This window comes from Lacticaseibacillus yichunensis, assembly GCF_003946405.1.
GTDB lineage: Bacteria > Bacillota > Bacilli > Lactobacillales > Lactobacillaceae > Lacticaseibacillus > Lacticaseibacillus yichunensis.
Genome location: NZ_RHOG01000036.1, coordinates 17,704 through 30,176 on the forward strand (window position 1 = coordinate 17,704; position 12,473 = coordinate 30,176).

The window sequence follows — 12,473 nt, forward strand, 5'->3', positions numbered from 1 at the left end:
CTCCAAGTGTCTCTGCCTTTATTTTCATAGAAGCAACACAAGAATGCAAGCGATTGCAATTTTTTAGGGTGCGGAGCGCGGCGTTTAGGTCTGAGCAGCTAGTTTGGCCTGGGCGCTTGGGGCTGGTCTTAGCCCCGAGTGACTGGGTCAACTAGATGCCTCAGACCTGCCGCGCGGAGCCCAACTGGAAAGGGTGCGGAGCCGAGCGCTTAGGGGTGGGCAGCTAACTTGGCTCGGGTGCTTGATGGCGCATTTGGCCATCGAGTACCCGAGCCAGTTAGATGTCCCACCCCTGCTCGGCGGAGCCCAACTGGAAAGGGTGCGCAGGCCCGCGGGATGGTGGGGCCTCGCCACTAGACAGAAAAAAGCCGGCCAGGAATTTCTTCCCGGTCGGCCATCTCATCGATCAAGCGCCAGCATATACAAAACCTTGCCGCTTCTCACTCTGCCGCCAAAAACCCATGCTCCAGCACATCAAGATACTTCAGCACATCATCCACCAGCCATTCGAGCTCCGCCACCTTGGCGTTGGGATGCGCGTCTAAAAACGGCCGCGCCTTGACCTCGATCAGATTGGTGATCATGGAAAACAGCTCGCGCACCGTCTGCTCGGAAACATCCGGCCGTATTTTCATCCGCGCCAAGACCGGCGTCATCAGATCCGTCTGGGCAAACGTCATCTCCGATTCAAACAGCTTGTGCACCCGTGCGGCCAGGTCCGCGGGCATGCGTTCGCCGCCCCACAAATTCATCCCAAGCGCGAACTCATCCTTAAAATCGACCTGCATCTTGATCTTGTACTCCAGCGCCCGCCGAATCATCGCCTTCAGATCTGGGGCGTCGCGCCAGACACTGAAGTCCGCCGCCGCGTTGAGCCGAGTGAAGACCATTTTTGCGACATGCACGTAGAGGTTAGCCTTGCTCCCGAAATAATGGAAGATCAGGCCCTTGGAGACCTGCGCCTCGCGTGCGATCACATCCGTTTTTGCCTGGTGAAAGCCCAGCGTTGCAAATTCGTGCAGGGCCGCCGCCTCAATGCGCGCCACTTTTTCCGGGTCGCGCGGGGTCTCAGTCGTTTCTGTCATTATGCCGCTCCTAATTCATCGTGAGGTCGCGCCGCCTGTATGCGAGATACCCCAGCACGAACAGCACGCAGGCCAGCACCGTCATCCAGCAGACTGGCGCCCACTGAATCGCCTTGACCGGTACCTCATTGACCCAGCCATACGGGGTCAGGCGCGTCGCCCATGTTGGAAAATCGAGCAGTGGGCCAAGATACAAGGAGATCACACCATAAACTGGCAGAATCCACACCAGCGACTGAAGCCGAGGCAAAAATCCGACCAAAAGCGCCCCGATACTGCAGACCACCAGCAAGGCCGGCCAAAAACCGATAAAGCCGCGCAGATAGTGAGCCGCACTGATGGTCACCGTTGCGGAACTGGCGCCGGCAATGATCATGCCCAGCAGTGCGAGCAAGAAGCTGAGCGAGCCGACAACCAGCCCGTGGCCAGCAAAACTGGTAAACAGGCGCAGCCGAGAGATCGGCGCAGCATGTTGCAATTCCAGGTACCCTTTTTTCTCATCATTGTTCAGGCGCAAGATCGTCAGAAGTGCCGGAATCGTGGCGACCACCACGAAAACGATCGTCAGTTTGTTCGCCATCGCCAAAATGATCGCCTTGTTCGCTGCATCCGTCCCAGCGCCGCCCAGCAACTTCGACAAGGTCGGATTGGCCTTGGCCAGATCGCCGACCGTGCCGAAGATCGAGCCATACGAGACGCCCAACAGGAACATCCCGATCAGCCAGATCCAGGTGCTGGTGCGCTCAAGGCGGGCCAGCAAACTCAGCGGTCCCTGCAAAAAGCGGCTTGCGCGCGCCCGGCCAGCCCGCGGCGTGATCAGCCCGGCGCCGATATCGCGGGAGGCGGCCAGCGCAATGGTGACGGCCAGGACGATCACGCTCATCCCCAGCATCAGCGCCAGCGGGGTCCACACATTATTCGTGTAGAGTTCCATTTTCTCGATCCAGCCAAAGATCGTCCACCAAGTCAGATCCGGATCTTGAATATCGGTGCCCATTCGCGCAACGAACAGAATCCCCAGCCAGCTGTAGCTAAGAATGGTGGCGCTACGGGCATTGCTGACGACCTGCGAAAACAGCAGGGCGAAGGTCCCGAACATAAAGCCAAATGCGGCAAGGCCAAGGCCAAACAACCAGTTGCCAGCCGCATCAGCCCCTGGCATGTTCGCGGCCTGAAGCCCAATCGCCTCGATCACCCCGGCCGCAACATTGATGATGGCCAGCTCCGCGATCGCGGCCAAAAGTGGACTCTGCCGCCCGACCGCATGCGCGAGCAGTAGCTCACTCGTGCCCGTATCTTCTTGCGCCCGCGTGGCATGCACCGCAAAATACAGATTCATCATGGCGGCAAACAGGCCCATGAAGACCATCATTTCACTGCCATAAATCATCGCCGTGGTGTAAGGTTTGGTCGCGGTGAACGGACCAAGCAGAGACACCATCGCCGGCGTGCGCAGCGTTTCGGCGATGGTGTTCATCGCCTTTTGCGTCCCATAGATTCCGCCGAATTTGGCAGCGGCCACCGCCATCAAGCCAGCGAGGCCAAGAATCCACAGCACAATTTTCAACCAGTCGTGGCGCAGGTTCAGCTTGGTCAGCGCCAGCGTGTTTTGCGCCTTACTGCTGTTCATGGCCATCGCCCTCCTGATTGTAATACCGCAGGAACAGGTCCTCCAGCGTCGGCGGGGTGCTTTGTAGCTGGGTGATCCCAAGTGGCGTCAGCGCGGTCATCACCGCCCCGAGCTGATCGGCATCCACCGAGAACGTGGCCTGCGTGGCGGACTTGGCTGTGAACTGATGGACCGCCGGCAATTGCTTGATGGCGGAAAGGTCCTGAGCGGTCACGACATGCACCGTGCTGCGGCTCAACTGCTGCATCGCTTCCAGGCTCCCAATCTCAATGATCTCCCCTTGGCGAATAATGGCGATCCGATCACACATCCGCTCGACTTCGCTGAGAATGTGCGACGACAACAGCACACTTTTCCCCGCAGCCTTCAGCGCCAGCACTTCTTCCTGGAAAACTTCCTCCATCAACGGATCCAGTCCACTGGTCGGCTCATCGAAGATGTAAAGCTCAGCATCACTGGAAAAAGCAGCAATCAACGCTACCTTTTGCCGGTTCCCCTTGGAATAGGTGCGCGCCTTCTTCGTCGGATCGAGGTCGAATTTCTTGATCAGCGCATCCGTTTTTTCGGAATGGGCCTCGCCATTGAGCCGCAAAAGAAAATCGATCACCTCGCCGCCGGTCAGATTCGGCCACAGATAAACATCCCCCGGCACATAAGCGATGCGCTTGTGAATGCCCACCGCCTCCGCCCAGGCGTCCTCGCCAAAAATCGTCGCCGTGCCAGCAGTCGGCTTCAAAATCCCAAGCAGCGTGCGAATCGTTGTCGACTTCCCGGCGCCGTTTGGGCCAATGAACCCAAACACCTCACCTTGATGAATGCTAAAGGAAATATTCTTCAGCGCCTCAAACTTCCCAAACTTCTTCTGCAGATGATCAATGGTCAATACGTCAGCCATCATCCTCGCCTCCAACTTCAATTGATGACAATAGTGTGCAACCGTTTGACTGCCGGGTCAATAACTATCGAGTCAACAAACGACCCGCAAAAAAGCCCGCCACAGAGCCGTTTTGACTCACCAAATTTTTCCAGTCAATCGTAGCACGGCAGAGGTAGCGGATGCCATTGAGGAGATTGGGAGGATGGCGATCACATGCCGGGCGAGGAAGACGTGTCGTGTTAAGGTAATGTGAGAGAACGTTGCAGCTAAGATATTGTTTGCCGGATTGTCTGCGTCGACGCAAAATGGTGGACACTTTTTCACAACGCGAAGCCTTGGTATGGAAAACATACCACCAGATGAACAATAGAACCTCAAACAGAGGGTGGGCTCCGGCGTTAACTCTATCACCACGAGTCCAGGTCCGAACATGTTTTCCATGCCCAGCGCTGTGGCGGTTTAGTATAATAGAAGAAAAAGGGGGAAACAATTTTGCTTAATGAATTCAAAGCCTTCATCACCCGCGGCAACGTCCTCGACATGGCAGTCGGCGTCATCATTGGCGGTGCCTTCACCGCACTGGTCGGCTCGCTGACCAAGAACCTGATCAACCCAATTCTCTCCATGTTCACCAGCGCCTCGAATCTGGCGAACTTGAGCTTCACCGTGCTCGGCGCGAAATTTACATACGGGGCATTCATCAACGATATTATCAATTTCCTGATCATCGCCTTCATCGTGTTCCTGATCGTGAAAGCCGCCAACCGCGTGATGCCAAAAAAAGAGGCTGCACCGGCTGGCCCGACCCAGGAAGAATTGCTCGCAGAGATTCGCGACCTGCTGGCAAAACAAGACGCCACCAAATAACTGACCCTATTTTCCACGACATAAAAAGACGGTGCCCCCTGTGATCAGGAGACACCGTCTTTTTTATGGACCGGGACAACAACTGTTATTTGCCGGCCAAATCAAAACTATTTTTCAACCGCCTGTAGCTTCTGGTTGTCATCGAGCTGCGAAACGCCCATCTTGTGGAGGCGCTGAAGCAGTTGCATGCTCAGCCACAGCAGGATCAAGGAAACAACCGCGACCATGATCAGGAAGCCGACCGCGCCGGTGACTGTCCCGCTGGCGATGCCGCCGGTGATCGCCTGACGGAAGCCGAGGATCGAATAACTCATCGGCAGGAACGGATGAATCACGTTGTAGAAGTGGTTCGTGATCTCAAGTGGGAAGGTCCCACCGGCACCGCCAAGCTGCAGCATCAACAGCACCATCGCGATGAAACGGCCCGGATTGTCCAGCAGCATCGACAAGAACATGACGAGGTACATCGACGCGAGACTAAACAGAATCGCGAACAGATAGAACAGCCCGACATGATCGACATTGAGGCCGCCCACCATGATCAGCGTGGCCTCAACGACCGCCATCCCAACGGCTACGATCCCGCCGACTGCGATCTTCGAGAAGAACCAGCCGGTCGCCTTGCCATCTTTACGCGACACTTTGCGAATCGGATAGGCAAAATTAAAGACCAGTGCGCCTACATACAGCGCCAGGGACAAAACGTAAGGGGCCAGCGCGTGACCATAGTTGGCCACATAGCTGTAATGCTTTTGCTTCGTCACCGTCGGATCGGCAAACATATTTGCCGTTTTGCTGGTCAACTTGACGCCATTGATGGTTTTCGCACCATCGCCGAGCTTGGTCGCCAATTCCTTAGACCCAGAAGCCAGCTGACTGGTGCCGGCGTTCAACTGCTTATTTTTCGCCGTCAACTGCTTGGCGCCGCTATCGAGCTGGTCAACCCCGGACAAAAGCGAAGGAATCTTGCCGTTCAATGTGGTCAAGCCAGTTGTGAGCTGCTGAGACCCATCGGCCAACTTGGTCAGGCCCGCTGTCAGAGTTGGCATCTTGGCACCGACCTGGCCGAGGCCTGCCCCGATCTGGTTTGCGCCGCTGGTCAATTCTGCGGACTTGGCGGTCAAGACTTGGCCCCCTGCCGCGAGTTGGCCAAGGCCATTGACCAGGGCCGGCACCTTGCTGCCCATGGTATTGACGCCACTGGCCAGCTGTTGGCTACCACTGCGCAAGGACGCAGAGGATGCGGCCAGCTGCGAGCCGCCTGCCCGCAGCGCGCTACTGTTGGCGGCGAGCTGCTGGAGGCCGGCATTGGCCTGGCTGATGCCAGCGCCAAACGCGGTGTAGCCAGTGGCCAACGTTGCCAGGCCTGTATCAAGGGACGAGGCGCCAGCGGTCAGTTGCTTGCTGTTGCCGTTCAATTCGGCGGCCCCGGCTTGTGCGTCATCGATGCCGGCGATCAGCGTCGGCGCCTGGTCGGCCAAAGTATCAAGGCCGGCACTCAGCTGACTGCTGCCACTGGTCAGCCCTGCGATCATTAAGCCAGAGGTCATCTGGTACGTGGACAGCGCGCTGTAATCTTTTTTGACTGAGGCGAGTTGCGCTAAAATCGCGTCAACGTCATCGCCGATCGACGGGTTGCTTTCCTTCAGCGCCGTCAACGCATCCGCCGTTGCCTGATAGTCGCTGGTCAAAGATGCGGCACCAGTTTTCGCATTGGCGTTGGCCTCTTTCAAACTGCCCGCGACCTTGCCCAGCGTCTGCGCCCCACTTTGGAGCTTCGAAACGCCGGCCGGCAATGCGGCGGCTTGTTCTTTCATCTGGGTGAGGCCCTTGTTCAAGGACGCAACGCCACCGGTGTAAGCCGTCAACCCGCTAGCCAACGTTTTCGCCCCGGCCGCCGCGCTCTTGATGCCTGACGCGATGGTGGTGTTGTTTTTCGCCAGCTTGCTGACTCCGGCGGCTGCCTGATCCGTGCCGGCGGTGTATGTTGCCACATTATCGGTCAGGCTGTCGGTGCCCTTGGTGTACTTGGCCACGCCGTTGTTCAGGCTCGTGGCCCCTGCGACCAGTTGCTTGATGCCGCTGGAAAGTGGGCCAACCGCCTTGTTGACAGTGGTCAGGCCATTAACGACCTTGTTGGTGCCGGCCGTGTATTCGGTCACGCCGCTCGCCAACGTCTGCCCGCCATCGACCAGCTTCGTGATATCCGGCAGCATCGGCGTGATCTGGGCGTTTGCGGAATTGATCCCGTTCGTCAGGGTCTGACTGCCATCCGCCAATTGTTTCACCCCGCTTTGCAGGGGGCTGGTGGAAACTTGCAGCTCCTCGATGCCATCCTTGACCTTGGTGACGCCCAGCGTGTACTGCTTGACGCCATCGCTCAGCGTGGTGGTGCCATCATTGAGCTTGCTGGCACCCTTGGCCGCGGTGGTCATCCCCTTGCCCGCGGTCTCGATCGACTTGAAGACTTGGGTTGAAAATGCATCCGTGATCTGTGTCCGGATCTGCTTGTCCAGCGCCGTGACCCCGATGCCCGAGATCACCTGGCTCAAATAATTCAGCGAGTCGTTGGTCTCATATTTCAGCTGCATCTTCTTTGGGTTCGCATCCATCGCCGTGGCCACATTTGCCGAGGCATTGGCCGGAATCGTGACAACCGTGTAGTACTTGTTGTCCTTGAGCCCCTTCGCCGCGGTCTTCGCGCTGACAAAATGCCAGCCCAGCTGATGGTTTTTCTTCAGCTCCTTGACCGTGTCGGCCCCGACGTTGATCGTGTTCCCCTGCAGCTCCGCCGGCACGTCGCGATTGACCACGGCGACTGGCAGATCCTTGGTATCGCCATAAGGATCCCAGACCGACTTCAGGAAAAAGATCGAGTAAAGGAATGGAATGAACATGATGACCATGACCGAGATCATGATCAACTTGTTGTGGCGGATAAACTTAAATTCGTCTTTGATCATATAAAAGCCCCTTTAATCTGTGATGACATCGCCGAGGTAAAGCCCCAGCATCTGATGAAAATTCTTGCGGCGTGCAGGCGCAGGCGAGGGAATCAACCCCATGATCTCAATGACCGTGAACCCCAGCACACTGGAGATCAGCCCTTGCGTGAACGCCTCGTGATGCATCGTCTTCAGCCGCACCCCGTTGATCAACTTCTTCAACATTCCGAGCACCTGAGCCGTCGCCTGCACGAACGGGCTGTCCGCATCGTAACGATGCACATAATAGAGAACCTCGAACAAATTGCCTTGGCCATCAAAATAATCATGCGCCGTCTGCGCGTACACCCGCAGTGCCTCGATGCCGGCCACCCCGGTCAGTGCCTCGGTCAGCTGTTGATAGAGGGCCTGCATGAAATGGGTCCCCATCGTTTCGATGAGCCCCTCAAGATTAGGAAAATAATTGTACAGCGACTGCGACCGAATATTCAGATCATGGGCAAGCCGCCGGTATGTCAGCGCCTGAATGCCTTCCGCCTTAACAACGTCGCAGGCTGCCGCAAGCACCTTGTCTTGATCAAGCACACGATGATGGATCATGCAGGTTCCTCCTTCTTTAGTGAGAATATTACCGTAAGAGAATATACAACGACATTTTGAAGATTGCAACCTACAATTTGTAGATTAACCTCGTATTGCAGATTACGTCCCGGCTTGCAGGAGGCACTAGTTTCGCGCGGTATTGCGGATGAAAGCGAGCCCATTTTTCGACGCTAAAAGGCGGCGAGTTGAAAAAATATTTTCAGCACCCCTGCCGCCTTTCCGATTTTATTTTGTTCACAAGTGACCCTATTTCTGCACAAAAAAGACGCCGACCAATTTGGCGACGTCCTGATTACATTTCTGATCGAATTTACTTGGTGAAGCGATTTTCGAACAATGGTGAAACCGGCTTGTTCTCCTGGATGCGCTTGATCGCGCGGCCGATCAGTGGGCCAACCGAAACGGTGACCAACTTGTCGAGCTGGGTGCCTTCTGGGTGCTGGATAGAATCCGTGACCACGACCTGCTCGATTGGGGCAGCGGCGAGGCGCTCGATCGCCGGGCCGGAGAAAACAGCGTGCGTGGCGGCCGCCAAAACTTCGGTGGCACCTGCGTCCTTCAGTGCTTGGCCAGCCAGAGTCAACGTGCCAGCCGTATCGATCATATCGTCGATGATGATGCACCTCTTGCCTTCGACCTGGCCAACGATGTTCATCACCTCAGCGACATTTGGCCGCGGCCGGCGCTTGTCGATGATTGCGATCGGTGCCTTGAGGAACTCGGCAAGCTTGCGGGCACGCGTCACACCACCATGATCTGGGGAAACAACGACCGTGTCGGCCCCATCATAATGATTGCGCAAGAAGTAATCGGCCAGCAGCGGCGCGCCCATCAAATGATCGACGGGAATGTCGAAGAAGCCTTGAATCTGAGCGGCATGCAGGTCCAATGCCAGCACGCGGTCAACGCCGGCGCGCTCGAGCATATTGGCGACGAGTTTTGCCGTGATCGGTTCGCGCGAACGGGCCTTACGATCCTGCCGCGCGTAACCATAGTAAGGAATGACCGCGTTGATTGTGTGCGCAGATGCCCGGCGGAGCGCATCCGTCATAATGAGCAGCTCCATCAAATTGTCATTGACCGGCGCTGAAGTCGACTGGATCAGGTACACGTCGTCGCCACGGATACTTTCTTCGATGTTGATCTGAATCTCACCATCGCTAAACCGCTTGACCGACGACTTACCTAATTCGACGCCAACCTCTTGGGCGATTTTTTCCGCCAAGGGTTTGTTCGAATTCAACGCAAAGATCTTTAACTTTGGATCAGCATAGTGCTCAGGCATGGTTTCCTCCAAGTAAAGTGAATTTTTCTGTCAAAAAAAGTCTAGCGGAATCTCGTCAAATTGCAAGGCCAATCCGTGCAAAAATGATAACTTCCTCTAGGCCATTATAACGGAAAAATCAAAACTTGTCTTGCTGAGTGATTCTCTGCGTCTAGTTTGAGGAGTCGCCTGGGTGGACTCCAGCCGAAAATCGGCTGGCGACCGGAGTATAGCGGGCCAGTGCCTTTGAGTCCCGCACAAAACGCGGTCTCAATGCTCACTTTCGGTGTAAGCGGCATAGCCGTTAACACAGACGAGGGGGCTTGCTCTTGGCGCTAGGCATTGATGCCTTACGCCAAGACATGCGAAGCGAGCCGTTTCTGGCCGGAGCCCACCCTACATCCAGCACTCAATTTTCTTTAGAGACGTTTTGAGTTTGCCGTTATCAGGAAGAGCGCCAGTTATCTTTTTGCACGGGGCGTTGTGCTTCACAAATCTCACAAGGATTGATCGTTAAGTCTTTTTGCAAGAAGTGCTCGTCTCTTTTACCTGAATCCAAAACCGCAACCTCTCCTTTGCAGTCTTTTCCCTGCATTTTGACGTTGCGGTTCCATTCACTAACTTACGCTATCCCGCTCGATCAGCTGGCCCCAGATTGCGGGCGGCTGTCCCCCAAAGCATTTTCCAGTCAGTGTCAGCTTGCGTCGCACTTTTTTTCTGCGCGTTTGCGGGCTGCGACTGCCGCTTCGAAATCTTCGAAGCGCTTGTTCAAGATCAACTTGCCCCGGTAAAACAGGCGGGCGTTCCACTTGCCTGTTTGGCGGTCGAAGCTGACGCCGACCACGCCGGAATGATTTTTCGCGCCTGGTTGATGGGCGCCTGCGCTGACTGATTTTTGCTGCTGGGCGAACACATGGCGCATCCGCTCCGCGCGATAACAGCCGCAGCTGCTTGTCAGGCCATGGCGTAAGCGATAGCCTTCTGTCACCATCGTTTTGCCGCAGTCGCATTGGCATTGCCACAGCGCGTTGCCATTGCTTGCTTGGCCCGAAAAGCCCACGACGACTAGCCGGCCAAACCGTTTGCCCGTCAGATTGATTCGTTTCATCGTCCGTTCCCCCTCATCTCTAACACAACTTATAATGTACCCGCCTGGCGTGCGCGCAACGAGAATCTCTCACATTTGCGTCAGCGTCGCGCAAAATAGTTGAATCGGTATCCTTTTCAGCCTACAATTCAGGATAAGAAAGCGTTATCAGGAGGCAGCTATGAACACGTTCGGTTCGACCCTTGAAAATTGGCGGCAGGCACGTAGCATCCCCGCAAAAGACCTCGCGCGCCAGATCGGCATCTCCACCGCAACTTATCACCGCAGCGTTCACGACAGTAGTAGTGTCCGCCTTGATGACGCGGTGAACGCGCTGAACGCCTTGCGCTACAGTTTTTCCGACTTGCAGGAGACCCTGCCGCCTGAAACGTTGCCACTGCAGGCCGCGCTCAGCGACACCGAGCGCCTGGTCGTGGATGTGATGCAGGTCTATTACCGCACGCAGAAAAAACAGCTACGGCGCCTACAAAAACAGATCAGCGTTCTTCAGGAACAAGGCGCGGCTTCTGGCAATAGTGGCTTTACGTTGCTGGCCGACTTCTTGACGCTATTTCAAAGCGAGCTCGCCCAAGATCTGACTGCGACGGAAAAAGCGGCGGAGCATCTTTACCAAAAGATCTCCCAGCAGGATCTCCTCACGTCCTTTGAGCAGCAGCTCCTGCTGGCCAGCGCAGTCTACCTGCCATTTGAGCGCGTGCAGGCGATCTTCAGTCACATGCTCAATGCCCCGGGCGAGCCGACTGACACCGGGCGCGGTCAAGTCGCGACGTTGTATCGCCAGTTTTTGCAAAGCGCGATCCACACACGGCGGCGCGACGCGGTGTTGGAAGCCTGCGATCAGATCGAAGCGCGGTCAGCTGGGCATGCAGATTATGCTTTTTCCTCATTAAAGTTGTTGTGCCGACCAATTCGCTTATATTTAAATGATCGGCGGGAGCTGGCCACGCGCCTGTTTCGTGAACTTCAGCGCGATTGCCTGACCATCACCGGCAATCCCAACCACGCCCTCAATCAAGGCCTCGCCATGGTATGGCTGGACCTCGTTACGTTCGACCCCAAGGAGGAAGCCTGATGATCGGCGAAACGCTCAACCAGATTCGCAAAGACAAACAGATCAAGACCGCCCCCTTATGCCGGGCCCTCGACATTTCGCCGGCGACCTATGCACGGCTAGTCAACGGCCAGACCCCGATGAAGCTCAGCCAATTTTTCGCCTTGCTCGACCACCTGCGCCTCGCGCCGAGCGACATTACCCTGGCAATTCCGGGCATGCCCCTGCCGATCGAAGTCGAGGCGGACGAGGTGCTAGAATTATTGATCGGCACACCTTCGCTCTCCGACTTGAAGACCGCCGAGACCGCCCTGCGAAAAAAGGCACAACAAACGGGCAACGCCGGATACGCCCAACTCGCTTCGCTGGTGCACGTGGAGGCCACCGCACTCGCCGGAGCCACGGCCGCCAGCACCGAACAAGCCGTTACGCTTTTTCACGACCTCGATCAAGTCCCGCGTTTTTCGACCTTCGACCTGCGCCTGTTATCCGAGCTGATCGCCTTTTTGCCATTTGAAGAGGGCAAGGCGATCTTGGAAAAAAGTCAAAGCGCCGCCCTCAGTGCAGAAACGCAATTACGCGAGCGCATCCTCAACCGGCTCTACCTGCAATTCATGCAACACATTCTGGCCACTGGCTCGGTCAAGGAGATCAAGGCCCTGCCGCCACTCATCACGCGCCGGATGGTGATGGGCACCAACATATTTTTCGTACTGGCAAAACGCTTCACGACCTTCATCCCGATTTACTTCCGCAACCGAGCGCAGGCGCAAGGCCAATTCAACGCGTTGCTGGCAGCCAGTCGCCGCCTCGCCCCCAAAGCGGCGATCAACGACGAACTCACAAAGTTGTGGGCCGCGCTGGCTGAGCGATAAGAGGCGCGTCGACCCGCAGGCATTTGCCCGCGGGTCTTTTTGCGTAACGTTCAATGTGATGGCATCCCACAAATTCCTTGGCCCGGGGATGGGGCGTGCGGACAAAAAGTTGGACTTCAGGTATGATATTAAATGTACTCACTAAAAGAGAAGCAGAGGGCCGTCGAG

At 56.3% G+C, this 12,473-nt stretch carries 10 protein-coding genes; 3 read left to right on the forward strand and 7 right to left on the reverse strand.

The annotated features are described in order from the left end of the window. Positions 1-440: 440 nt before the first annotated feature. From EKM95_RS09880 to EKM95_RS09890, 3 genes are read right to left on the reverse strand one after another with little or no spacing between them, the layout of a single operon-like run. Complete coding sequence (locus tag EKM95_RS09880; RefSeq protein ID WP_125697997.1) at positions 441-1,085, reverse strand: TetR/AcrR family transcriptional regulator; 645 nt, start codon at positions 1,083-1,085, stop codon at positions 441-443. 10 nt (positions 1,086-1,095) lie between these two features. Beyond that, positions 1,096-2,715 carry an ABC transporter permease gene (locus EKM95_RS09885; protein ID WP_125697999.1) on the reverse strand — a complete coding sequence of 540 codons (1,620 nt, stop codon included), beginning with the start codon at positions 2,713-2,715 and terminating at the stop codon, positions 1,096-1,098. Continuing rightward, the gene (locus EKM95_RS09890) at positions 2,702-3,613 is read right to left on the reverse strand and encodes an ABC transporter ATP-binding protein (protein WP_125698001.1); all 912 of its coding nucleotides are present in this window, start codon (positions 3,611-3,613) and stop codon (positions 2,702-2,704) included. Before EKM95_RS09890 ends, EKM95_RS09885 begins: the two co-directional genes overlap by 14 nt. A gap of 471 nt (positions 3,614-4,084) precedes the next feature. Between EKM95_RS09890 and mscL the strand changes: the two genes are divergently transcribed. Next, positions 4,085-4,459, forward strand: coding sequence for a large-conductance mechanosensitive channel protein MscL (gene mscL, locus EKM95_RS09895; protein ID WP_125698003.1), 375 nt, complete (start codon positions 4,085-4,087; stop codon positions 4,457-4,459). A gap of 107 nt (positions 4,460-4,566) precedes the next feature. On the opposite strand, the gene EKM95_RS09900 is transcribed toward mscL, so the two are convergent. The 4 genes from EKM95_RS09900 to EKM95_RS09915 all read right to left on the reverse strand — a co-directional run bounded on the left by EKM95_RS09900 (position 4,567) and on the right by EKM95_RS09915 (position 10,379). Then, positions 4,567-7,422, reverse strand: coding sequence for a YhgE/Pip domain-containing protein (locus EKM95_RS09900; RefSeq protein WP_125698005.1), 2,856 nt, complete (start codon positions 7,420-7,422; stop codon positions 4,567-4,569). A gap of 12 nt (positions 7,423-7,434) precedes the next feature. Further along, positions 7,435-8,004: a TetR/AcrR family transcriptional regulator gene (locus EKM95_RS09905; protein ID WP_125698007.1), complete on the reverse strand. Its 570-nt coding sequence runs from the start codon at positions 8,002-8,004 to the stop codon at positions 7,435-7,437. 313 nt (positions 8,005-8,317) lie between these two features. Continuing rightward, positions 8,318-9,292 carry a ribose-phosphate diphosphokinase gene (locus tag EKM95_RS09910; RefSeq protein WP_125698009.1) on the reverse strand — a complete coding sequence of 325 codons (975 nt, stop codon included), beginning with the start codon at positions 9,290-9,292 and terminating at the stop codon, positions 8,318-8,320. Positions 9,293-9,965: 673 nt separating this feature from the next. Beyond that, positions 9,966-10,379 (reverse strand): hypothetical protein, encoded by a 414-nt coding sequence (locus EKM95_RS09915; protein ID WP_125698012.1) that lies wholly within the window; start codon positions 10,377-10,379, stop codon positions 9,966-9,968. 160 nt (positions 10,380-10,539) lie between these two features. Between EKM95_RS09915 and EKM95_RS09920 the strand changes: the two genes are divergently transcribed. Next, a complete protein-coding gene (locus tag EKM95_RS09920) occupies positions 10,540-11,451 on the forward strand; it encodes a helix-turn-helix domain-containing protein (protein ID WP_125698014.1) in 912 nt (303 codons plus the stop codon). Continuing rightward, a complete protein-coding gene (locus EKM95_RS09925) occupies positions 11,451-12,305 on the forward strand; it encodes a helix-turn-helix domain-containing protein (RefSeq protein WP_164510173.1) in 855 nt (284 codons plus the stop codon). The genes EKM95_RS09920 and EKM95_RS09925 overlap by 1 nt, the downstream gene beginning before the upstream one ends. Positions 12,306-12,473: the final 168 nt, after the last annotated feature.